Genomic DNA, 23,988 nt, shown 5'->3' with positions numbered 1-23,988 from the left:
CCTGCAAAGCTATAGTTGTGGATAAAACTGCCTAATTCCTCAAGAAATATAATAACAAACAAAAAATTATCAATCTCATAGAGATATGTGATTGTTTTACGTGAAAAAATGAAATATAAAAAGTATTACGTTGGGTTAGATATCGGTACTACCAAGATTGTAGCTATGGTAGGTGCCAAAAATGAATATGGTAAAATTCAGATTTTAGGATACGGACAAGCAAAAAGCGAAGGTATAAACAAGGGCGTGGTAAACAACATCGCCCAAACTACCCAGTCTATAATGGATGCTGTCCAAGATGCAAAAGAAAAAACAGGCTTAGAAATCGAAAATGTAGTGGCTGGTATTGCAGGGCAAAATATCATCAGTCGCTCTCATTCCGATTATATCTCACGTAAAGATCCTGATAAACTGATAGATTTTGAAGACTTAGAAGAACTCAAAAAACAAGTTTATAATATCACCTTATCTCCAGGTCAGAAAATTATCCACGCTTTACCTCAAGATTACAAAGTCGATAACAACCCCGATGTCAAAGAACCTATCGGTATGATGGGATCGCGTTTAGATGCTACTTTTCACTTAGTGATTGGGCAAATCAACGCTATAAAAGGCATTTCTCGTTGCGTAGAAATGGCTAACTTGAAACCCATAGGGCTCACCTTAGAACCTATAGCTTCAGCAAGCGCAGTACTCAGCGACGAAGAAAAAGATGCCGGTGTTGTGTTAGTAGATATAGGAGGAGGTACTACCGATGTAGCAATCTTTAAAGATGGTATTATTCGCCATACAGCCGTAGTTCCTTTGGGAGGAAATGTAATTACCGAAGATATCAAAGAAGGTTGTGGTATATTAGCACGCCAAGCCGAAATGCTAAAAGTACAGTACGGCTCTGCTTGGCCTGGCGAAAATCGCGACAACGAAATCGTCTCTATACCCGGTATTAAAGGTAAAGAACCTCGTGAAATATCCCTTAAAAACCTCTCTAAAATTATACACGCTCGCGTGAGTGAAATTATCAATTTAGTGTTCAACGTAATTAAAAGTTATGGCCACGAAGAACCTAAAAAGAAACTCATTGCAGGCATTGTCCTTACCGGTGGCGGTAGCCAGCTCAAACACATCGTTCAGTTAGTAGAGTATATCACCGGAATGGATACACGCATAGGTTACCCCGATGAACACTTAGCTGGTAATTCCGATAATCGACTTACTTCTCCTATCTATGCTACAGCCATTGGGTTGGTAATGAGCGCTATAGAAAACGAAGCTGAAGAACAATTCAAAAAACGATTAGAAGAACTCAAAGCTCAAGAAGCTAATGAAGCTTCACAAAATCAAAATACAGAACCTCTGTTTCAAGAAAACCCAATAGAACCTGTACCAAAAAATCTTACCGTAGTAGGCAATACAATTACCTCTACTCAAGAAGTACTACAACCCGTCGGTGACGACGAAGAAGAAACTCCTAAAACAAGCGAAAGTTTCTGGGGAAAATTCAATAAATTTATCTCTAAATATATAGGAGAAACTGACGACGACGAATAAAGTATAAAACAAATAATTATGATTTAGATATGGAAGAAAACTATCAATTTAACTTTCCTAAAAACAACAGTAACTATATCAAAGTTATTGGCGTAGGAGGTGGAGGATGTAACGCCGTGAATTTTATGTATAACGAAGGCATAAAAGGCGTAGATTACGTTGTGTGTAACACCGATGCCCAAGCTCTTGAGTATAGCCCTATTTCTAATCGCATTCAGTTAGGTGTTACCCTTACCGAAGGATTAGGAGCTGGCGCTAATCCCGAAATTGGAGAACAAGCCGCTGTTGAAAGTATCGAAGATATCAAGCGCGCTTTAGAAGGAAATACTCAAATGGTATTCATTACCGCTGGTATGGGAGGAGGTACAGGTACAGGAGCTGTGCCTGTTATCGCTAAACAAGCCAAAGATATGGGTATCCTTACCGTCGCTATCGTTACTACTCCATTCAATTTTGAAGGTCCAAAACGCAGCCATCAAGCTCAAGCAGGAATTAAAAAATTGCGCGACTGTGTAGATTCTCTTATCGTTATCAATAATAATAAAATAAGCGAAATTTACGACGACCTCACCGTAGAAGAAGGATACGGAAAAGCCAATGAAATCCTCCTTAGAGGGGCTAGAGGTATGGCCGAAGTAATTAGCAAACACTACTTGGTTAACATAGATTTACGTGACGCTCGCGCTGTACTTGAAAACGGAGGTACCGCTATTATGGGAGCAGCAATAGCCGAAGGTGATAATCGTGCTTCTGAGGCTGTAGGAGCTGCCTTAAACTCTCCTCTATTAAACGATAATAAAATTACAGGAGCTAAAAATGCTCTCGTCCTTATTACTTATGGAGATAGAAAAGCTACTCAACGCGAAGTGAATGAAATTATGGGGTATATCCAAGAAAAAGCAGGCGATAATATGGCCGACCTTATCTATGGTATAGGTGTAGACGAAAGTTTAGGAGAAGCTATCTCAGTAATCGTGATTGCTACTGGTTTTGACGCCGAACAACAACAAGAAATCGTAAATGCCGAACCTCGTCGCGTAATTCACGTACTCGAAGAAAACCAAACTATTATTCGCGATTTAACCGAGCAAAAAGGAGCCGTAGTAAAAACCTCTATTTCCACTACACCTGATAATATTGCTTATCCTACCCCTGCTGTTCCCGAAATTAAAAAGGAACTTTCCCTTTCCGACCTATTTAATATTTGGACAGATTGCGAAGTAGTAACCCCCGACGATGCCTTTGTAATTGTCGATAAAACAACCCCTGCTCAGTTCGATAATAGATTCCAATCTCAATCTACAGTTCAACGACAATCTGCTCAACAACAACCTATCCAGCAGCAGCCTATCCAGCAGCAACCACAAACAAAAGCTCCGGATGCTCCTATTATTCATACCTTGAGAGATGATGAAGTTTATGAACCTTCATACACAAATAAATCTTCTGTAAAAGAAGAAGATATATTTGATATGTATGTGAGAAATATCGAGTTTGAAGAAAAATATACTCAGCCAGTGGTAGAAAAAAGAACTCAACCTGAGTTTGTAAGTAATAAAGGTGGTGAAACTCCTCAACCTTACAATCCCAATACTTCTATAGGGGTACAAACAAGAATGTTTGAAGAAGAAGAACAAAAACTCAGCCCTATAGACGCTCCCATCTCCGATGTGCTTAACAAACGTTCGTCCAACCTAAAAACCTACAATCATACCTTTGGTAGTGCAGGTCAATCGCGTACTACAGTAGGTAAAGATAGTGCAGGTGAAATGCAGATTCGACGTAACAATTCTTTCTTGCACGATAATGTAGACTAAAGTTAAATATCTTTAAAAAGAAAAAATCTGAAAGTTCATAGTGAACTTTCAGATTTTTTTGTTGATATAAATCAGTTGTTAAATATTTCTGTTCATATCCCATTTTTCGAGATATTCGGCGACACGTTGTACAAACATTCCGCCTAAAGCACCATTTACCACGCGGTGGTCATAACTATGGGAGAGCATCAGTTTGTAACGGATGCCTATTACATCACCTTCAGGGGTTTCTATTACAGCAGGGACTTTGCAAATAGCGCCAATCGCTAAAATTCCTACTTGCGGCTGATTAATAATAGGCGTGCCAAACAAAGTGCCAAATGAACCTATATTGGTAACTGTATAAGTGCCATCTTTCACCTCATCAGGTTTTAGCTGACCTGCACGCGCACGTACTGCAAGATCATTTACAGTTCTTACCATTCCACGCAAGTTAAGGGCATCGGCGTTTTTAATTACAGGTACAATGAGGTTGCCGTCGGGGAGGGCGGTTGCCATCCCTATATTGATGTGTTTCTTCTTGATAATTGTATTGCCTTCTACCGAAATGTTCATCATTGGGAAATCTACCAAGGCTTTGGCTACTGCCTCCATAAAAATAGGGGTAAAGGTAATTTTCTCACTTTCACGGGCTTCAAAGGCTTTCTTTACCTTGTTGCGCCATTGCCAAATACGAGTAACATCAACTTCGGTAAAGCTTTGTACGTGTGCTGAGGTTTGCTTGCTCATCGTCATGTGCTCAGCGATGAGTTTGCCCATACGGCTCATCTCTATGCGCTCATCTCCCTCAACAAAAGAAGATGTAGTTGTTGCAAAAATAGGAGAGGCGCTTGTGATAGGGGCTTGAGTTCTATGTGCTAAATAACCTAAAATATCGTCTTTGGTAACGCGGTTATTCAAACCTGTACCCTGTATATGATTTAGTTCATCAAGGCTGATACCTTCTTTTTTAGCAATATTCTTCACCAAGGGCGAATAAAAGCGTTCACTACTGCTAAAATCAATAGGTGCAGCAAGTGTTTCTTTTATCTCAGCGATTTGCTGTGTTAAGTTTTTAGCCGTTTGTTGAATAGTAGGTATTTCGGCTGTAGCCTGTGGTGCATTAGCTTCAGCTTCAGTTTCTATGATAGCCATTACTTGTCCTACTTTCACTACTTCATCTACTTTGAAGAGTATTTCGGCTACGATGCCCGATACTTCACAAGGCACTTCGGAGTCTACCTTATCGGTGGCTACTTCTGCAATAGTTTCTTCGGCTTCAATAGGATCGCCTACTTTTTTAAGCCAATTGGTAATAGTAGCTTCAGCTACACTTTCGCCCATTGAGGGTAATTTCAATTCATATTTTGCCATTTTGTGCTACTTTAGGTCTTTCACCTCTTGAGGGAGGTTCATATTTTTGGTTAATACGCCTATCTTATTCAGGTTGATGTCGCCTGTGAGTGATAGAACAACGGTTTGTTTAGAGGTTTCTGAGGGTTCTACTAACATTAGGAGTTCGGTTACGTTGTTTGCATCTTTTCCTCCTTTGGTGTAGAATTTCACGTTTTGAGCTTTGTCTTTAACGCGCATTAATTCTGATAGTGCAGCGGTTTTTACATAAGCTAAGGCTTCAGTTTTCATTTGGGTAGCTGCTGTGGTATTCTCGGTAGTGAATATTTTCATTCCTTTGAGCTTGTTGGCTACTTCCATAAATTCTTTAGCATCAGCATCTTTACTATCTATTTTAGAGAGCATTTGAAACATTTTTTGAGAGACTACCACCGTGTTGATATCTTTATTAGCTTCTAATTTCTCAAAAGAGGTTTGAGCACTTACACTCATTGATACAAAAGCTGCTGATAGGATTACTAAGCTTTTTATTTTCATAAGATTATTATTTAGGTTCTTCTTTTATTATTTTGTGTTTTGCTTCCTCATATTGCTGTAAGAGTTCTACTTTTTCAACGCCTTTATTGTATTCTTTAGAAATCATCAGTAAGCCTTGTTTTACTTCGCTGTACACTTTTTGAGCGACTTGCTGTTCTTCTTGGCGTTGTTTGAGGTAATAGCCTATACCTGCCACTACAAGCACGACTATTAAACTTATCAGTATTGTTTTTTTCATTAGTTGCGTTTGAATATAGATAGGTCGAAATCAAGGAAATAGAGAGTGATAAGTATTAGTATTGCTAGTACAATCCAAAAGGTTTTGTTTGTACCTGCATTTTTTTTGTTTCTACTCTCGTTGCGGATAGCGCGCCATTCTTCAGTAAAATGGTTGGTTACTGTTTCGCGGTCTCGGCGAATGCGTGACCCCATTTCAAAAGCGTTGCCTTGTTCCTTTCCTTCATAGTAACGAGGGGTATAGTTGAAACGTTTGTTCTTCTGTAAATGAAATAGTTTAATCTTCATAATGCGCAAAGGTAAAAAAATATTGAGAATTAACAATGAACAAATTACAAAAATTATTCCAATAGGCTATTCATTTGGGAGATAATATCTCTAACGATGTGATTTTCATCTATTACATTCTCAAATAGTTCGGTTTTATTTTCTTGTAGTTTGATAATTTTTTCTTCTATCGTGTCCTTGCTTACAAATCGGATGACGTTCACTTTGTTTTCTTGCCCTATGCGGTGGGCGCGTGCAATGGCTTGGCGTTCAGAAAACGGATTCCACCAAGGGTCTAATAGTAATACATACGAGGCTTTGGTGAGGTTGAGCCCTACTTCACCAGCTTTGAGTGAGATGAAAAAGAAACTCACATCTTCTTGGTTTTGAAAGGCTTCTACTTGGCTTTTTCGTTCGTGAGTAGCGGTAGCTCCCGTGAGTTTGCTATACTTTATTTTATGGGTTTTGCACCACGCTTCAAAGAGTTCTAAATGTTTTACAAAACTACTGAATATAAGTGCTTTGTGTTGTGCGGAGTGGAGAGTTTCCATATAGCTAATTACCTCTTGGTACTTACCTGAAGGGATAGTGCTTTGGGCATCTGCCAATACAGGGTGGTTGCTTATCTGTCGCAATTTGGTGAGCATTTGCAGGGCATTGAACTCGCTGATGGGCTCTGAGGCTTCTAATAGCTGGTTGCGTACTTTAGATTTTTCTCTCTCGTACCATTGGGCTTGGGCTTCGCTCATCGGGCAGTAGGCGAGTTGTTCTTCTATATCGGGTAAATCGCTGAGTACTTGCTCTTTTGTACGGCGCAAAATGTGTTTGCCTACCAAAGTTTTGAGCTCTTCTAAGGCTTGTGGATTCTTTTTCTTGCTGATTTCTACCTCGTAATGTTTGTGGAAAAAATTGTAAGTACCTAACTGACCGGGGTTGATGAACTGCATTTGTGCCCATAAATCGCTTAGAGCATTCTCTATAGGAGTTCCACTGAGAGCGATGCGATGCTCAGCTTTTAAGGCGTTGATTGCTTTAAAGGTTTTGGAATTCTTGTTTTTAATACGCTGACTCTCGTCTAAAATGATATACCTAAATTCGAGTTTTTCGAGTTCTTTGCCGTCGCGTTCCACGATAGGGTAGGAGGTGAATACTACATCGTAATTGGTAAGCCGGCGTATTTTTGTTTTGCGTTCGCTGCTACTGCCTATGTATTGGGTGCATTTGAAATGAGGGGCAAAACGTTTGGTCTCGTCGTACCAATTGAAGAGCAGAGACGAGGGTAATATTACTAATACTTTTAGAGTTTCTTTTTGAGGTTCGGTAGCCGAAAAGAGATCGGTGAAGTTGTTTTCTTTTAGAGGGAGAGTATCGTGAATAGCAACCAATAAAGCAATGGTTTGCAGGGTTTTACCTAATCCCATATCGTCGGCTAAACAAGCGCCTACCCCGTTGTGATAGTGTTGCAAAAGCCATTCTACGCCTTCCACTTGGTAGGGTCGTAAGGTTGCACGTAGGTTAGGGGAGGGGGTATAGTTCACCTTTTCGATGATGGTTTGTGGTTTGAGTTCAGGAATAGCCTCTAAAAGAGCATAGTTGTTCTTTGCTAATTGCAGTTTTCCGCCTTGTTGCTTGCTGTGTTTGGCAATACTGCTGAATTTACTAAACCACTCTTGCGGAATAATAAAGATTTTTCCGTTAGGAAGTGTGTAAATAGGATTATTTTCCTTGATATTGACGATTAGATCCTTAAAATGGAAGCTGTTTTCTCCTTGTTTTACCTCAATAGAAAGGTCAAACCAGTCGTTTTGGGTGCTGGTATTGCTATAAATAAGCTCTGAAGTGCTCATATTCACCTCTTTCCCGTCTACCAAAAACGGGCGAAAGGAAAATCCTTGTTTACTAAGCCTTTGCTGGTGGTGTAGCAAGTGAAAATAAGCCGCAAAAGGGTCGGGGTTTTGTAGCGAAAAAACGCCGCTTTCCTCATTGAAGTCTATATCGGTGAGGTGTTGCTTCATTTGAGTTTCTTCTTTGGTATTTCTCTTGTATTTGTAGATGGTAATATGGTTATTTTTGTCAATTTTTAGTTGAGAATGTACATTTTTGTTTTGATTGCTTTTAAAAGTATAGCTATCGTAATCAAAATGAAGTACAATTTTGTACTGATTGGCAAAAAAATCGTGAATAAGTTCTATTTCAGTGTTTTTTAGACTTGTTTTTTCGATGATTTCAAAACCAATAGCTTCTACTTGGGCATTGCGTAGAATTTTTTGAAGAAATTTGTCAAAATATTCTTGTAGATTTCTTTCAGGAATAAAAGTCTCCTCTTTGTTGAGGAAAGGTTTCAAGTGAGATGCTTTGATGTGAGCGATACGCACTACTTTTTGGTTTAGAGTAATCCACGTGTGAGTGTTGTTGAGCAGTTCAATTTGGCACTGATGAGGCAAGTGTTTTTGTCCGTTTTCTTCTATATACAAGCGGTAGGCAATACCCTCTTCTTTTTTCTCGAAAACTAATAGAGGTTCGAGTATTTCTTTAGTTATAAAGCGTCTTTTTTTGGAAATATCGTCCTTAGGGGAATAGTTGATGGTTAAAAATAGCTCTTTTTCGGCAATAAGTAAAAGCAATTGGTGGGTTTGTTCCTCTATTTGCTCTTGGATATACTTTTTGATAGCAGGATTTTGGAATAGTTTTTCAAAAGTCTCTCCTTTTTTAGCGTATTTATTGTAAAGAATATTGGTTTGCAGATTGTTTACTAACGCCAAAGCCTCTTTTTCGGCAGATGATAATTGCCAATTGGTTAAACTTTCGAGTACTTGAGGAGTAGCTTTTTTGTAGAAAGAAAGGAATCCGTTTTGCGTTTCACCTATATAGGCAGTGGGCAAATGGAGTTCTAAGAGAGGTGTATAGGAAAGGTCGAAAAATAAAAACATTATGATTAATTAGTGAATTAGAGGGTTAGCAAATTTGGAGGTGTAAAAACATTGTAGAGTGTTGATTAATAATAAGGCTCTTCCTCATTTTGATATTGTTTCCAAATGCGCATACATTGGAATTGAGAACAAATTTTTTTCAAATACTCTTCAAATTCTTGTGTCCTATCTTCTTTGTTTAATAGCAAAATAGGTAGATATTCTAATTCATCTATAAGGTTATAAAGTTCTCTATGAGGTAATTCTTGAACGATATTTATTTTTAAACGAATCATCAAATTGTGTATAGCTTTTATAGCTCGTCTGTTTTTTTCAGGGGGTATCATATTGTAGTGTTGTGAATATCGGTTATGATGTTGTGACAGCCTAATTTGTCAAGCACTTCTTCAATCGTATCAAAAGTTTGTCCTTGTAAATCGTTTTGATTGTAATGTTCTACATAAGCATATTTTTTCCGATTGCTAAAAAAGAGTTTTGATTCTAAATAGCTGTAAATATTAGCTGTAAACTTAAATATCTCATACCTTAACTCATAAGCGGGGTATGGTTTTTCTTTTACAAAAAGGATAAATTTGTTAAGCGTTTCGTACATAGCAATGTATCTCAATTTAATTTCTTCTTGAAGCGTCTTTTTCTTCAATAAACGTTGAGCATATAGGTAATATTTCATTCTTTTATCAAAAAAAGAAAAGTACGCTTCTTTTTCTGCGTCATTAACCCTTTGTATTGAGAGGTATATTTGCCTAAATACTACCACTAAAAATTTTATTTCTTCTTTTGTCATTCTGGCGAAAAATTTATCTAAATGCCAATAGGCATCCATTTTTTCCTTTTCTTCATTTGTACTATAGCTCGGAATAAGGCAGCAGTCATTTCTTCTATAGATTCTTTAATGTTGATATTCATTTATTTACTTAGGATATGCGATATCTTCTAATTTTGACTGACAGATAAAACTTCGGTTTTCTTGATTTTTAATCTTCATAGCAGCACTCAGTTCAATAGGTTCTTCAAGAAAAGGACAATTGTTTAACAGAAACCATTCATTTTTAAAGCATATACTAATGGCATACAAACAATCTTTAGAAAAATCATAACTTGCTGAAGCTATCAAATCGTTATGACCTTTTACGTAGAAAGTAATGATGGGCTCGGCAAAATCGTTTTCTAAATTGTCAATTCCCAATACAGGTACTTGGTAATCTTCGGGGTATTCTTCTTCGAGGTTTGCTTCCCAAACCCAAACCCATAATTTGTTATCAATTACATCTTTGGCAGTAATTGTATCTAAACTTTTAGGTTGTCCAAATCTATACATAGCACTATGAGATATGATGTTCGTGATGCAAAGGTAGCAATTATTTTTTAGAAGAATGAGAGAAAAGTTTTTTTCGTTAAGAGACAGTTTGAAATTTGCTAATCAACAAATTGGCTAATTTGTTAATTATTTATATCTTTGCCGCGATTTTTAAACTACAAAAAGAAATGTCAGCAGTTAGAAAAGAATACAAACGCGTAACTACCAAATCGGTAGTAGAGATGAAAGCCAATGGCGAGAAGATTTCAATGCTTACCGCCTACGATTATACTTTTGCAAAATTATTAGATTCCGCTGGTATCGATGTACTTTTGGTAGGTGACTCCGCTAGTAATGTAATGGCAGGACACGAGACGACATTGCCTATCACCTTAGACCAGATGATTTATCACGCTTCGTCTGTAATAAGAGGGGTTACCCGTGCTTTGGTAGTAGTAGATTTGCCCTTTGGAACGTATCAATCCGACCCTAAAAAGGCATTGCGTTCGGCTACGCGTATAATGAAAGAAAGTGGGGCTCACGCTATTAAATTAGAGGGAGGTAAGGAAGAAGCCGAAAGTATCAGACGCATTGTGAATGCAGGTATTCCTGTAATGGGGCACTTGGGGCTTACGCCACAATCAATTCATCAGTTTGGTTCTTTTGCATTGCGTGCTAAGGAAGAAGCTGAGGCACAAAAGCTCAAAGAAGATGCTAAATTGCTTGAACAATTAGGCTGTTTTGCTATTGTATTGGAAAAAATACCGGCTAAATTAGCTGAAGAAGTAGCTAAAAGTGTGCGTATACCTATCATTGGTATTGGAGCAGGTAGTGCTGTTGACGGGCAAGTGCTCGTAATGCACGATATGCTGGGAATGAGCAATGAGTTTCACCCTAAATTTTTGCGCAAGTATGCTAATTTGCAAGAAATCATCAACGAGGCTGTAACTCATTACATCCAAGATGTGAAAGCCGTAGAATTTCCTAATGAAAATGAACAATACTAATGTTCCGTCATCAAGGTAAAAAGCGAACTGCTAAACACAATTTACAAATAGCCGTAGTGCTCTCATTCGTTGCAGGAATGGTGAACGTTACGGGCTTTTTGTTTGTGGGCAAACTAACCACTAATGTTACAGGGCACTTTGCTTATTTTATTTATGATGTATCGGTAGCCGAATTTTGGAAAGGATTGATTTACTTTCTTTATATCTTTGCTTTCTTGTTGGGCTCTTTTACTTCGGGACTGCTCATTGAAAATGCTAATTATCACCGTACCCAAAATAAATATCTGAAACCTACACTCTTAGAGTGTTTTGCCTTGCTATTGGTAATGGGGTTACACTTCTTTTTCCCCGAAGCGATTCCTACAGATGTAACGGCTTGTATCTTGCTTTTTGCTATGGGGTTACAGAATGCTTTTGTAACCAAAATCTCCAACTCGGTAGTGCGCACTACTCACCTTACAGGGCTTTTTACCGATTTGGGTATTGAACTCGCTCAAAGGGTTTACTTAAGTCGCAATCACTATGAAAATCAACATACGCAACTGAAAAACACTATTCGCTTGCGACTTTTCATCATTGCATTTTTCTTTTTAGGCGGATTTAGTGCAGGTTATTTCTATATTGCACAAGGACTCTCTATATATACTCTCTCCATTTCAGTAATCATACTCCTCATCGGACTTTTTTACGATGGAATGCGCTTTCTCTACTTCACTAATAAACGACATTATGAAACTTATCACAAACGCCGAAAACGTCGACGTGCTCTACGACGACAATCACGTTATCGCCGTAAACAAGCGAGCAGGCGACATAGTTCAGGGCGACAAGACGGGTGATATACCCCTAAGCGATATTGTTAAGGCTTATCTTAAGAAAAAATACAACAAACCTGGGGAGGTGTTCCTCGGGGTAGTTCATCGATTAGACCGCCCTACTACAGGGGTAGTACTTTTTGCTAAGACGTCTAAGGCACTTTCACGTCTCAATGCGATGTTTGCTAATAAGGAAGAAGTGCAAAAAACTTATTGGGCTTTGGTAGATGCTGCCCCTCCAGCCGAGGAAGGTACGCTTACCCACTGGTTAGTGCGCAATGAAAAACAAAATAAATCAGTAGCGCATCAAAAAGAAGTGCAGCATAGCAAGAAAGCTGTACTGCACTATAAACTATTAAAAACTTATGATCGTTATTATTTATTAGAAATCGACCTTATTACAGGGCGACATCACCAAATAAGAGCACAATTGGCTGCCATTGGCTTGCATATCAAAGGCGACTTGAAGTATGGAGCTAAACGCTCAAATCCCGATGGCGGTATCTGTCTTCACGCTCATAGTCTCCGCTTTTTACACCCCGTTAAAAAGGAACCTATCTCTATTGAGGTAGCTCCTAATTGGCAAATTAGTTAATTATTTGTACATCGCTTCTATTTCACGACTGTAATTAGCGTAAATCACCTTTCTTCTCAACTTTAGCGAAGGGGTAATCTCGTTGCGTTCAATTGTAAAAGCAGAAGGAAGTAGTGTAAACTTCTTAATTTGCTCGTAGTCAGGTAAGTCTTTTTGGAATTTTTGCAACTGCTTGCCTATGTACTCAATCACTTGACTGTGTTTGATTAAATCTGCTGTATTTTTATACTTAATATTGAGGTCTTTTAAGGCTTGTGACAACATCTCGAAGTTAGGTACAATAAGTGCTGAAACAAATTTTTTACCATCGGCAATTACAGCTATCTGTTCAATAAGGTTATATTTGCCCACTTTACCTTCAATCATTTGTGGAGCAATGTACTTGCCATTAGAGGTTTTCATCAATTCTTTAAGGCGTTCAGTAATAAAGAGGTTGTTGTTGCCGTCTAAATTACCGGCATCACCGGTGCGCAAATATCCGTCGGGGGTGAATACTTTAGCTGTTTCTTCAGGGTTTTTATAATAGCCCTTCATCACCATTCCTCCTTTTACTAATATTTCGTTATCTTCACCTATACGCACTTGTACATTAGGCATTACTTCCCCTACCGATTGTGGATTGATGCGATTATCACCCCAGCAAGATATGGTAGCAACTGTTTCAGTCATTCCATAACCCAATTTCAAATTAATACCAATTGATTGGAAAAACCTACCAATACTGGGTTCGAGGTTAGCACCCCCGCAAGGCATAAACTTAATGCGACCGCCAAGGGCTTCTTTTAGTTTTTTGTATACTAACTTATCAAAAAGATTGTAGGCTTTTTGCAGTATTAACGAAGGTTTTTTTCCTTGTTCGCGCAGCGCTAATACACGTTTGCCCGTAGCGATAGCTAAGCGAAAGAGTTTGCGTTTCACAAAAGAGGAAGCATCGGCTTTGTCGTGCACTGTTGCAAATATCTTTTCGTAAAAGCGAGGTACGGCACACATCAAAGTGGGGCGCACTTGGGCAAGGGCTTCACGTACTAAATTAGTATCGTCTAAATAGTATACCGTAACAGCTTTATAAAGGCAGAAAAACGTCCAAGCACGTTCAAAAACGTGTGATAAGGGTAAAAAAGCTAAAGAAGAATCGGTATTATCTACAGTTGATAGGCGCTCAGTATGTCCTATCATTTGGAAAGCTAAGTTCTCGTAGGAGAGCATTACTCCTTTGGGTTCACCAGTAGTACCCGATGTGTAGATAATCGTAAAAAGGTCGTCTAAGTTGCGTTCTTTGAGGCGTTTTTCAAACTCAACATCGTACTGAGAGCTACTGCCGAGTGCTAAAAAGTCGTTCCAATGAATGGAATATTGTTTTTCGGTGAGAGCAACCTCGTTGTCGCATACCACAATCATTTGTAACGATGGACATTGGTTGGCAACTTGAAGTACTTTTTGGTATTGTTTTTCATCGCCTACAAATAGTACTTTCACTTCAGCGTGATTCATCACGTAAAGAGCTTGTTCGGCTGTGTTTGTAGTGTATATAGGCACTGTAATAGCACGTATTTGCAAGCAAGCAAGATCGGCAAGCGACCATTGAGGAGTGTTTTGAGAGAGAATTCCTACAGTTTCTTGGGGTTGTACACCCAATGAAAGCAGGGCTTTAGAAAGAAGAGTAGTGGTATTGCCTAAAGTTTCCCACGTGATACCTTTCCATTGAGAAGCTGTATTTCTTCCCATTAAGGCATCTTTTTGTGGGTATTGCTGCACATTATTGCGGAACAGCGACACAAAATGATAGGCTGTTAAATTCATTTTCGTTATTGAATTAATTAGTCGGGGCAAAAGTATAAAATATTTTTCAATTAGCAATATGTGAGTTACAAATCTCATACCACAAAAAAAAGGAACAGAGCATTGCTCCATTCCTTTGTATAATCAATGAAAATTTATTACTAAGAAAACAAACGTTCAAAGAAGTTTTTGCGTTTTTCGTTCATTGAGTCGTCTACATTCAAAATGTCATCGGATACAGCTACAGATGCTGGTGTACTATCCACTGCTGAAACAGTTTCTGCGCTAAAGGTTTGTTGTTGTCCTTCCGACATAATATCGATTACAAAGTCGATATAGTCTTTCCCTTGTTTAGCCAAGTAGTTTTTGAAGAAACGATTGCTGAGCTCTACACCACCTATTTTTTCCATCTTCAAGAGTGAATCATAGAAAGGGGCTACGTAATTAGTGATAGCCGATTCAGGCACTGATTTACGTCTACCAATGTAGTGTGTAATTTTACCTGTTTCGTCGCGACGCATCTCAAAATCGGTTACTACCCAGTAGTATTCACCTGTTTTTGCTAAGTTTTTGATTACCCCTACGAAATTATTGCCTACTTTCAAGTTATCCCAAAGGAGTTTAAAAATCAATTTAGGCATATCGGGGTGGCGAATAAGGTTGTGAGGTTGCCCAATAAGTTCTTCGGCTGAGTAGTGTGCTACCGAGCAAAACACATCGTTTACGTTGGTAATAGTTCCTGCTGCATCAGTTTCGCTGATGAGCACTTTGCTCTTATCCCATTGTACTTCACGATCTATAGGTGTAGGGCGCTCAATAGTAGGTACTGGATTTTGAAAATCTGACATATTATTTCTCTTTTTTATTGTTAATTAATTTGATTTTTTAAAAAACAGCTAAATTTCTTTTAGGTAAATAGTTTGCTAAAGAAACTTTTGCGTTTTTCATTTTGTGCTTCGTTCATTGTTACGATATCATCGGATACTACAGTGCTGGTATCTACTGATGATACAGGTATTTCTTCAAAGGCTACATTTTCGCGGTTTTCATTCATTACATCGATGATGAAATCGATATAATCCTTACCTTGTTTAGCTAAGTAGTTTTTGAAGAAACGAGAACTGAGTTCCATACCACCTACTTTTTCAAGTTTTAACAAGGTGTCATACAGTGGCGCTACATAGTTCTCAATTACAGCTTTAGGTACTGATTTACGGCGAGCGATATAGTGTGTGATATTACCCATCGCATCGCGACGCATTTCAAAATCGGTAATTACCCAATAGTATTCACCGCTTTTAGCTAAGTTTTTAATTACCCCAATAAAGTTGTTACCTACTTTAAGGTTATCCCAAAGGAGTTTAAAAACGAGTTTAGGCATATCGGGGTGGCGAATAATACTGTGAGGTTGCCCTATCATCTCTTCTGGTGAATAGCCGCAAACATTGCAAAATACATCATTCACGTTGGTAATACGACCATAAACGTCGGTTTCACTAATCACTACTTGTGATTTGTTCCAATTTACTTCTTTGTCAATTGGAGTAGGGCGCTCTACAGTGAGCTCAATGTCTCTGTAATCTCTAATCATTGCAAAATTTTATTTTATATTGGTTATTATCGCACAAAAGTACAAAGTTTCTTAATATGAAAAGCTTTTTCTTTCTTAAACTTTTCATAAAATTTTAATATGTTTAAAAGTTACTTTTTTACACTTTTGAATATCAATTCGTTACATTGTTATCTGTAGTGTTGTTGTTCTCAGCTTTATCTGATTCTTCAATCTTGTTTGTGTACTTGTTGTAAAAGAATGACGCTACAAGCACCAAGAAACCGAGAATTACAAATACAATAGTCTTTCGCAAAGCATCTAAATGGGTGGTGTCGTACAAGAATAATTTTAACATACTGAAACCGATAAGTACAATACCCGAAATGCGCAAATATTTCTTTTGTTTGAAAATACCCAAGACTACTAAAAGCAGTGCATAAGACCCCCACAAGATGGTAAGTCCTAATTTGTAGTTAGAAGCCGAACGATAAAGTTCTGTCCAATGCAATAGCTCGCTGCTGGCAACCCATAAGATAATAAGGTGTAGAACAAACTCTAAACTTTTTTGTATTTCTTCTTTCAAAGTGAGAAAACGACTCAATAAGTAGGCTGTATAACAGAATACGGCGAAAATTGCAATCCCTACATATCTAACATTCAAAAACCAAAGTGATAACTGTGGATTGGCGAGGTAGCTTTCTCTCAATTCACTAAAAGTGTATAAACCTAAGGTCATAAAAATGAATGCGAGCACTATGCTGATGCCAAATTGTATTTCACCCAATGTTTTAGACTTGAAAACTCTTACATTCAGCAAGGTATAAACAGCAACAAATAGCAAACTATACACTGTTCTCCATACAGTTTTAAAGTTATTCAAGATTTCCCAAGCAGCATAGTTGTCGGTAAGATTAGGTGTTTGCTGGAGGGCTCTCACATCACATAGAATGCCTATTTCTCTAAAAAATATAAAGTAGAGCGACCCTACACACAAAATGTTCAACACAAAGGTAAGTAGTTTGTAAATCTCTTTATTAACGAGCTCTGTTAAACGGTGTGTATATGCCATAAAACCAAAAGCAGCACTATATAACAATGCGTTGATGAACAATGCGTTACCAAAAGGAGTTAAATAGATGAACTTATCAGGGTTTACAATGTACAAGATATTAGGAGCTTTTACCCAATCGATTATCAAACTAATGCTCGCCAATACCATTACAGTGTATGAAATTCGCTCGTATACCAGCAAGTTTTTGCGACGGCCAAACCAGAAGAGCAAAGCTGCTTCGGCACTCCAGAACACTGTAATCCAAGTGCCCTTAAACTGGATAGGTATCACCAAAGTAGCAAAAGATAGTGCCAATACTAATATCAAGTATTTTAGAGTTTGTGAAGGAAATTTTTTTACGTGGAAATAGTAGGCTACCCCAAAGTGTAATAAGGCATTTGCCAAAGTGAACATAGCCATAATTGTACGGTTTTCCATAGTGTAATAGTCGTAAATATACCACACTCCCATACCGAAGAACAGCAAACTATTGGAGAGGAATAACACTACATCTATTTCCTTCAACTCTTTTTCCTGATGTATTTTCTGGAAGATAAAAGCTATATAAAAAGTGAGGAAAGTAACTAAATTGAAAATGAAATAAGGTGTGAAATCGTTGTATTTATAAGCGTTACCCCACAGTGATAACAACATTAGCCAAGTGAAAGCAAAAGCCGATAAATAGAGTGAACGCCACTGTTTGTAGAACGAAATGATGAGTACTCCTATATTGATGATAGCTGTGTAAGCAAACAAAATAGATACGCGTCCTGAGTTATCGCTCAGTAAGAATGGTACAGCGTAACTGCCTACTAAGCCTATGAGAGCAATCACTACTTTGTTGTAATTCAGTGAAGCAGCTACCGTAAAGGCAGTAAAGAGGAACATCAGCACAAAGGTAAGCGACTGCGGGAAGAAATTAAATACCGAATAGCCTATAAAGGTAACGAAGTAGAAAATCGTCATTGCTCCACTTACGAGTACTGCACTGAAGTTTTCGTATTTCTTTTTGAGCATCGCTCCTGCTGCAAAGAGTCCTACACCCACTAAGTAGCTCAATACCAATCGCATTGCGGGGCTAATCAAATCGTGTTCTATAGAGTATTTTACCCCTATGAACACCCCAATAATGATGATACCTATCCCTATTTTGCTGAATAAGTTTTCACCGATAAAGCGTTCCCAATTGATAGCTTCTTTAGGTTTGAACCAATCGTCTACCTGTTTTTCAAAATCAGGTTTTCTGCTATGGTAAGATTGGTTTTCTTCCACTGCAGGCTGAGGTGCAATAGCAGTTTCTTCACTGCTTGCTTCTTCTATTATTTGAGGGGTAATAATAGGGGGTTCTGTAACTTCTTCTGTAACTTTTTCCACTGTTTCTTCAGGAGTTTTTTCTACAATATCTTCCATTGTGGCAGGTGTGAGTTTTTCTTCCTCAACTACCTCAGGTACAACAGGAGCTATAGTTGTTTCTACAATTGGAGGAGCTACAATCTCTTCTACAGGGCTTTCCTGCATTGTAGCTTTTAGCTCCCAAAGGTAGTTTTTGATACCTTTCATCTCTCTGATGAAATCGTATTGTCTATCTACAGCCCCATCTACCTTGTGTATTAAGGAGTCTAATTCTTTATCGGTAATCATATTCTTTTGAGAATTTTCGTTTGAAAGTACAAAGATATAAAACAAATAATAATAAACAAATAAAAAATTTAAAAAAAAATATTCTACATCAATTCTTTACCCGAATAAAATTTTGCTAAATTCCAAATTTCTCTTTACTTTTGCAATCTTAAAACTCTTATAGTAAATTAAATGGAACGAATAAGCGTATTTGATATGCTCAAAATAGGGGTAGGACCTTCCAGCTCTCACACTTTAGGACCTTGGCGTGCTGCCGAGGCTTTCCTCAAGGAATTGAGAGAAAAGCATCTATTGTCCAAAACAACGAAAGTACACATTGATTTGTACGGTTCTCTTTCCCTTACTGGCAAGGGGCACGCTACCGATTTGGCAGTAATGCTCGGGCTTAGTGGCGCCGACCCTGAGTATGTGCCTATTGAGAGTTTAGACGTAATTATTACGGCTATTACAAATAATCAAAAACTCTGTTTGGGTAACGAACAGATTATCAACTTCAACCCTAAAGAAAATATAGTTTTTAACAAAAATTTCTTGCCTTTTCACGCAAACGGACTCACTTTTACTGCTGAAGGAGATGACTTTAGCTATCCTTCTACTTTCTACTCGGTAGGGGGCGGCTTTATAGTAAAAGAAGGTGAACAAGCAATAACTAAAAAAGATGATAACCGACGCAATTTTCCTTTCCCTATTGATAAAGCTGAAGAACTGATAAACTATTGTCGCCAAGAGGGAAAGAAAATATCCGAAATAGTTTATGAAAACGAAAAATCCTTGCGCACCGAGGAGCAAATACACAGCGAGTTGATGCGTATATGGCATACAATGTTGGAATGCACTTATATAGGTTGCCATACCGAGGGGGTACTCCCTGGCGGCTTGCACGTGCGCCGTCGCGCTTATGATATACACAAGAACCTCATCGGGGTAGTTACTTATGATAGTCCTGAAAATTGGCTGAACTCTATCAAGAAAACGAATATCAAGTTCCGCGAAATCCTCAAATGGGTGAGTTGTTTTTCACTGGCAGTCAATGAAGTGAATGCTTCGTTAGGGCGTGTGGTTACCGCACCTACCAATGGTAGTGCAGGGGTGATTCCCGCTGTGCTACTCTACTACGTAACTATTGAAAACCAACAGGCTACCGAGGAGCACATTCAGCAATTTCTTTTGGTGGCAGGCGAGATAGGCAGTCTCTTCAAAAAAGGGGCAACCATCTCGGCGGCTATGGGTGGTTGTCAAGCCGAGATAGGGGTGTCATCAGCAATGGCGGCAGGTGCGCTCTGTGAACTCTTAGGAGGTTCTCCTGAGCAGGTGCTCATCGCTGCCGAAATAGCAATGGAACACCACTTGGGGCTTACTTGCGACCCTATTGGCGGATTGGTGCAAATCCCTTGTATTGAGCGCAATGCTATGGGGGCAATCAAAGCGATTAACGCTGCCGAATTGGCTATCGAAACCGACCCTAAGAATGCGAAAGTTCCTTTGGATAAGGTGATAAATACAATGTGGCAAACTGCCAAAGATATGAACTCTAAATACAAAGAAACCTCCGAAGGTGGTTTAGCGGTAGCTGTAAATATGGCGGACTGCTAATCTAACAACTAATAACTAACAATTAATGACAATAAACTGTAAAGGAGAACTCCTCTCTATGGATACCCCCAGAGTGATGGGAATCCTCAATCATACCCCCGACTCTTTCTACGAAGGTAGTCGTGTAACCGAAAAAACGCTCTTACAACGCGCAGAAACAATGCTCGCTCACGGCGCAGATTTTATTGATGTGGGTGGTTATAGCACCCGCCCCAATGCACCCGAAGTCTCACAAACCGAAGAACTCAGTAGGGTAGTGCCCGTAGTGCGCTCTTTGGTACAACATTTTCCTGAGGTACGTATCTCGGTAGACACTTTTCGCAGTGAAGTAGCACGCCAATCGCTCTTAGAAGGAGCTTGTATAATCAATGATATTTCTGCTGGACTCTTAGATGAGCAGATGCTCACCACAGTAGCACAATTTCAGGTACCTTATATTGCGATGCACCTCGTAGGTACACCCCAAACAATGCAACAACATACTGATTATAAGGATATCATTAGTGATATCCGCTATTATTTCTCCGAGCGCAAAGCTAAAGCCTTAGAAGCAGGAATTAATGATTTTATAGTAGATGTAGGCTTTGGATTCTCTAAAACCTTAGACCAGAATTACGAAGTATTGAAGCACTTAGAACTATTTCAGTGTTTGGGTTGTCCGCTATTGGTAGGTTTTTCCCGCAAGTCGATGTTGTACAAACTGTTAAAAACCGACCCCGCTAATGCTCTGAATGCTACTACGGTAGTCAATACTATTGCCTTGATGAAAGGGGCACACATCTTGCGGGTACACGATGTAAAAGAAGCTAAAGAATGTGTAACACTCTTTGAAAAAATACAATGAAACTATTTGATATTTTAGACTTTACCGTTGTCGATGCGATTGATATACTGCTATTTGCATCTCTTTTGTACTACCTCTACCGATTGATTCGGGGTACGGTAGCTATCAATATTTTTATGGGGATTGTGATTATCTACCTGATATGGAAAATTACAGAAGCCCTGCAAATGCAGTTGCTCAGCAGTATATTAGGTCAGTTTATCGGGGTAGGAGTCTTTGCATTAATAGTTGTGTTCCAGCAGGAAATACGTCGATTTTTGCTCACATTGGGCTCTACTAATATCACAGCGCGCAACAAGTTACAACGCGTATTTCATCTTTTCAAAGAAAAGGAAATTGTACTCAATATCGAAAGTTTGGTAAATGTATGCTTGAAATTAGGAACTACCAATACAGGAGCGCTTATTGTTTTGGAACACAATATGCCCCTTGATTTTGTGACTGAAACGGGAGATAAGGTGAATATAGAATTTTCTGAGCCTATTATCGAAAGTATCTTTTATAAAAATAGCCCGCTACACGATGGAGCTATAGTGATAAAGGGCGACCATATTGTAGCAACGAGAGTGATATTGCCTGTGGCAAGTGAAATCAATTTGCCTAAACGCTATGGATTACGCCACCGAGCTGCTATTTCCATTACCGAAAAAACCGATGCTACTGCATTAGTAGTCTCTGAAGAAACAGGGCATATCTCTTACTTCAAGAATGGAGCTTTTGTAAAATTCAAAGACCCCGATGAACTCATCAAAGCTATACAAGCTGATTTTTAAAATTGCTTTTGTATCACACACATTGTCAAAGTCCTTGGACTTTGACAATTTCTAAAACTCCTAATGATAGTATGATATGAAGTCTTTATTTTTAATACTTTTTTTTAGCTTATACAACCTCTGTTTTAGCCAACTTTCCACAGCAATGCAATGGGAAAAACTTTATAGGGGATCTATCGACAGTGTGATAGTAGTGAGTAGCAGTGGCTATACTAAAGAAACCTCGCCTAATATAGAAGGATTTCCTGAAGAACAAATTGTTGAGACAATTAAAAAAATCCACTATAACAAAGGAGTTAAATTGTTAAACGCTTTACAACAAAAGAAATCGTTTAACGAAGCCTATCCTTTGGTTAATGATGTATGTGATACTTTCTATTTTTATAGAAATGGACAGCAAAAAATGACCCTCATTTTTATATTCTCTACTAAAGCAGTTACTATTTACAGAGGCGATGACCTTATTTTTGCAGGTTCAGCCACACCTTTCCTACAAAAGAAAATAGGAAAAACTCTTGGCTATAATTTCAGGAAGATAGAGGGACTAAATAGGTAAAATTACACTCGGGGGCTAATTTTCAAATTTGCTAATTTCCAAATTATCTAATTTTCAAGCTAAAACTCTTCTCTTCTCCTAAAAATCCCTCTAATAAGTCACCTGCCACTACTTTCCCTGCACCTTTGGGTGTTCCTGTAAAGATAAGGTCGCCTTTGCGTAGGGTAAAGTACTGTGATACTTCGGCAATGATAGTGTCAAATCCTCTGAGCATTTGTGTTGTCTTTCCCTCTTGTACAGTAGAGCCGTTTTTATCTAAGTGAAACTCAATAGGGGAGGAGTTGCTAAACATTTCTTTAGATACAAATTTTCCTACGATAGCCGAGCCGTCAAAAGCCTTTGCTTGCTCCCAAGACAGCCCTTTTTGGCTCAATTCAGTTTGTAGATCACAAGCCGTAAAATCAATACCCACAGCAATCTCATCGTAATATTTATGCGCAAACTTCTCCGAAATACACTTCCCATTTTGGTTGATTTTCAGTACTAATTCTATTTCGTAATGCAAATCCTGTGTGAAATCAGGAATGTAATAAGGAATCTCGAGGTTGTGGATAGCTGTGTCAGGTTTCATAAACACTACTATAGGTTGACGTGGTGTTTCATTGTTTTCTTCGATAGTCTCGCGGTAATTTCTTCCTATACAAATGATTTTCATAGTCTTTACTTTTTAACGTATAAAAATGATATTGCAAAAGTACTATTTTTTCATAATTCGTAACTCGTAATTCGTAATTATTTTATACCTTTGCCCCGAAAAAAGAGATTTTAAAAACTTTTTACGAAGATGAATACCATAACAAAAACAAACTTTAAATTCCCTAAACAAAAGTCTGTTTACAGAGGGAAAGTACGTGATGTGTATCAACTAAAAGATGATACCCTCATTATGATTGCCACCGATCGTATTTCAGCTTTCGATGCCATTCTACCCAAAGGCATCCCTTATAAAGGTCAGATACTAAACCAAATAGCTGTAAAATTCTTGCAACAAACTGAAGATATTGTGCCTAATTGGCTTGTAGCCTCTCCCGACCCTAACGTCTCTATAGGGCAAGTGTGCGAACCTCTAAAAGTAGAAATGGTGATTCGCGGTTATCTTGCAGGTCACTCAGCTCGTCTCTACAAAAATGGTGTGCGCAAGCTCTCAGGCGTACCTTTGCCAGAAGGATTGCGCGAGTTCGATATGTTCCCTCAACACCCCATTATTACTCCTGCTACTAAGGCAGAACAAGGCTTACACGACGAGGATATCTCTCGTGAAGACATTATTCGCAAAGGTATTGTAAGTGAAGACGACTATCGATTGATGGAAAAATATACCTACGCCCTCTTCGCACGTGGTACCGAAATTGCTTCTAAACACGGTCTGATTTTGGTAGATACCAAATATGAGTTCGGTAAAACCCGCGATGGTGAAATCGTACTCATCGACGAAATTCACACCCCCGATTCTTCCCGTTATTTCTATAAAGAAGGCTATGAAGAACGCCAAGAAAATGGCGAACCTCAAATCCAACTCTCCAAAGAATTTGTACGCCAGTGGCTCATCTCACAAGGTTTCCAAGGCGAAAAAGGACAAAAAATACCAGCGATGAGTGATGAATATGTACAATCCGTTTCAGAACGTTATATTGAACTCTATGAAAATATTATGGGTGAAAAATTCCTCCCTGCCGATACTACCGATATAGAAAACCGCATCTACGACAATATATTGCGATTTTTACAAAACCAATAATCAAAGAATCAATAAAAATAGCATTCTTGCTTCTACTTTGCCAAAGTTTCTAATTGTCCATTGTGGCTTGCACCTTTGG

23 protein-coding genes are annotated in these 23,988 nt (G+C 38.5%); 10 read left to right on the top strand and 13 right to left on the bottom strand.

Annotation, left to right across the window (positions count from 1 at the left end):
* Positions 1-108: 108 nt before the first annotated feature.
* Both ftsA and ftsZ read left to right on the top strand, forming a co-directional pair.
* Positions 109-1,548, top strand: coding sequence for a cell division protein FtsA (ftsA, locus tag HMPREF9073_RS08055; RefSeq protein WP_009413352.1), 1,440 nt, complete (start codon positions 109-111; stop codon positions 1,546-1,548).
* Between the two features lie 29 nt (positions 1,549-1,577).
* On the top strand, positions 1,578-3,365 hold the full coding sequence (gene ftsZ, locus HMPREF9073_RS08050; protein ID WP_009413351.1) for a cell division protein FtsZ: 1,788 nt from the start codon (positions 1,578-1,580) through the stop codon (positions 3,363-3,365).
* A gap of 78 nt (positions 3,366-3,443) precedes the next feature.
* Here the strand turns inward: ftsZ and HMPREF9073_RS08045 are convergent, their stop codons facing one another.
* From HMPREF9073_RS08045 to HMPREF9073_RS08010, 8 genes are all read right to left on the bottom strand, one after another.
* A complete protein-coding gene (locus HMPREF9073_RS08045) occupies positions 3,444-4,718 on the bottom strand; it encodes a dihydrolipoamide acetyltransferase family protein (protein ID WP_009413350.1) in 1,275 nt (424 codons plus the stop codon).
* A gap of 6 nt (positions 4,719-4,724) precedes the next feature.
* Positions 4,725-5,234 carry a DUF4252 domain-containing protein gene (locus HMPREF9073_RS08040; protein ID WP_009413349.1) on the bottom strand — a complete coding sequence of 170 codons (510 nt, stop codon included), beginning with the start codon at positions 5,232-5,234 and terminating at the stop codon, positions 4,725-4,727.
* A 7-nt stretch (positions 5,235-5,241) separates the two neighbouring features.
* Positions 5,242-5,472, bottom strand: coding sequence for a hypothetical protein (locus HMPREF9073_RS08035; RefSeq protein ID WP_009413348.1), 231 nt, complete (start codon positions 5,470-5,472; stop codon positions 5,242-5,244).
* Positions 5,472-5,759 carry a hypothetical protein gene (locus HMPREF9073_RS08030; RefSeq protein ID WP_009413347.1) on the bottom strand — a complete coding sequence of 96 codons (288 nt, stop codon included), beginning with the start codon at positions 5,757-5,759 and terminating at the stop codon, positions 5,472-5,474. Before HMPREF9073_RS08030 ends, HMPREF9073_RS08035 begins: the two co-directional genes overlap by 1 nt.
* A gap of 53 nt (positions 5,760-5,812) precedes the next feature.
* The gene (locus HMPREF9073_RS08025; protein ID WP_009413346.1) at positions 5,813-8,668 is read right to left on the bottom strand and encodes a DEAD/DEAH box helicase; all 2,856 of its coding nucleotides are present in this window, start codon (positions 8,666-8,668) and stop codon (positions 5,813-5,815) included.
* A gap of 65 nt (positions 8,669-8,733) precedes the next feature.
* Positions 8,734-8,994 (bottom strand): hypothetical protein, encoded by a 261-nt coding sequence (locus HMPREF9073_RS08020; protein ID WP_009413345.1) that lies wholly within the window; start codon positions 8,992-8,994, stop codon positions 8,734-8,736.
* Complete coding sequence (locus tag HMPREF9073_RS08015) at positions 8,991-9,338, bottom strand: hypothetical protein (RefSeq protein WP_157453507.1); 348 nt, start codon at positions 9,336-9,338, stop codon at positions 8,991-8,993. Before HMPREF9073_RS08015 ends, HMPREF9073_RS08020 begins: the two co-directional genes overlap by 4 nt.
* A 240-nt stretch (positions 9,339-9,578) precedes the next feature.
* Positions 9,579-9,986, bottom strand: coding sequence for a hypothetical protein (locus HMPREF9073_RS08010; RefSeq protein WP_009413343.1), 408 nt, complete (start codon positions 9,984-9,986; stop codon positions 9,579-9,581).
* A gap of 167 nt (positions 9,987-10,153) precedes the next feature.
* On the opposite strand from HMPREF9073_RS08010, the gene panB reads away from it, so the two are divergent.
* The 3 genes from panB to HMPREF9073_RS07995 are packed head-to-tail and all read left to right on the top strand — an operon-like array spanning position 10,154 to position 12,382.
* Positions 10,154-10,972, top strand: coding sequence for a 3-methyl-2-oxobutanoate hydroxymethyltransferase (gene panB / locus HMPREF9073_RS08005; protein ID WP_034555659.1), 819 nt, complete (start codon positions 10,154-10,156; stop codon positions 10,970-10,972).
* Positions 10,972-11,811: a YoaK family protein gene (locus HMPREF9073_RS08000; protein ID WP_009413341.1), complete on the top strand. Its 840-nt coding sequence runs from the start codon at positions 10,972-10,974 to the stop codon at positions 11,809-11,811. Before panB ends, HMPREF9073_RS08000 begins: the two co-directional genes overlap by 1 nt.
* Positions 11,702-12,382, top strand: coding sequence for an RluA family pseudouridine synthase (locus HMPREF9073_RS07995; protein ID WP_034555657.1), 681 nt, complete (start codon positions 11,702-11,704; stop codon positions 12,380-12,382). The genes HMPREF9073_RS08000 and HMPREF9073_RS07995 overlap by 110 nt, the downstream gene beginning before the upstream one ends.
* Here the strand turns inward: HMPREF9073_RS07995 and HMPREF9073_RS07990 are convergent, their stop codons facing one another.
* The 4 genes from HMPREF9073_RS07990 to HMPREF9073_RS07975 form a co-directional block, all read right to left on the bottom strand.
* On the bottom strand, positions 12,383-14,182 hold the full coding sequence (locus tag HMPREF9073_RS07990) for a long-chain fatty acid--CoA ligase (protein ID WP_034555656.1): 1,800 nt from the start codon (positions 14,180-14,182) through the stop codon (positions 12,383-12,385).
* 140 nt (positions 14,183-14,322) lie between these two features.
* A complete protein-coding gene (locus HMPREF9073_RS07985) occupies positions 14,323-15,009 on the bottom strand; it encodes a PAS domain-containing protein (protein ID WP_009413338.1) in 687 nt (228 codons plus the stop codon).
* Positions 15,010-15,068: 59 nt separating this feature from the next.
* Positions 15,069-15,752, bottom strand: a complete 684-nt coding sequence (locus HMPREF9073_RS07980) for a PAS domain-containing protein (protein WP_009413337.1) — start codon at positions 15,750-15,752, stop codon at positions 15,069-15,071.
* A 133-nt stretch (positions 15,753-15,885) separates the two neighbouring features.
* A complete protein-coding gene (locus HMPREF9073_RS07975; RefSeq protein WP_009413336.1) occupies positions 15,886-18,405 on the bottom strand; it encodes a DUF2339 domain-containing protein in 2,520 nt (839 codons plus the stop codon).
* Positions 18,406-18,576: 171 nt separating this feature from the next.
* On the opposite strand from HMPREF9073_RS07975, the gene HMPREF9073_RS07970 reads away from it, so the two are divergent.
* The 4 genes from HMPREF9073_RS07970 (at position 18,577) to HMPREF9073_RS07955 (ending at position 22,171) form a co-directional block, all read left to right on the top strand.
* Positions 18,577-19,998, top strand: a complete 1,422-nt coding sequence (locus HMPREF9073_RS07970) for an L-serine ammonia-lyase (protein ID WP_009413335.1) — start codon at positions 18,577-18,579, stop codon at positions 19,996-19,998.
* Positions 19,999-20,023: 25 nt separating this feature from the next.
* A complete protein-coding gene (folP, locus tag HMPREF9073_RS07965; protein WP_009413334.1) occupies positions 20,024-20,842 on the top strand; it encodes a dihydropteroate synthase in 819 nt (272 codons plus the stop codon).
* Positions 20,839-21,615, top strand: coding sequence for a diadenylate cyclase (locus HMPREF9073_RS07960; protein WP_009413333.1), 777 nt, complete (start codon positions 20,839-20,841; stop codon positions 21,613-21,615). Before folP ends, HMPREF9073_RS07960 begins: the two co-directional genes overlap by 4 nt.
* A gap of 76 nt (positions 21,616-21,691) precedes the next feature.
* Entirely contained in the window at positions 21,692-22,171 is a 480-nt protein-coding gene (locus tag HMPREF9073_RS07955; protein ID WP_034555654.1) for a hypothetical protein, read from the top strand.
* A 43-nt stretch (positions 22,172-22,214) separates the two neighbouring features.
* Here the strand turns inward: HMPREF9073_RS07955 and HMPREF9073_RS07950 are convergent, their stop codons facing one another.
* The gene (locus HMPREF9073_RS07950; RefSeq protein ID WP_009413331.1) at positions 22,215-22,826 is read right to left on the bottom strand and encodes a fumarylacetoacetate hydrolase family protein; all 612 of its coding nucleotides are present in this window, start codon (positions 22,824-22,826) and stop codon (positions 22,215-22,217) included.
* 129 nt (positions 22,827-22,955) lie between these two features.
* On the opposite strand from HMPREF9073_RS07950, the gene HMPREF9073_RS07945 reads away from it, so the two are divergent.
* Positions 22,956-23,909, top strand: a complete 954-nt coding sequence (locus HMPREF9073_RS07945) for a phosphoribosylaminoimidazolesuccinocarboxamide synthase (protein ID WP_009413330.1) — start codon at positions 22,956-22,958, stop codon at positions 23,907-23,909.
* The last annotated feature ends 79 nt before the right edge of the window (positions 23,910-23,988 follow it).

Source organism: Capnocytophaga sp. oral taxon 326 str. F0382 (assembly GCF_000318295.1).
Classification (GTDB): Bacteria; Bacteroidota; Bacteroidia; order Flavobacteriales; family Flavobacteriaceae; genus Capnocytophaga; species Capnocytophaga periodontitidis.
The sequence above is the reverse complement of the archived record's forward strand: the minus strand, read 5'-3'. Positions and strand labels throughout refer to the sequence as shown.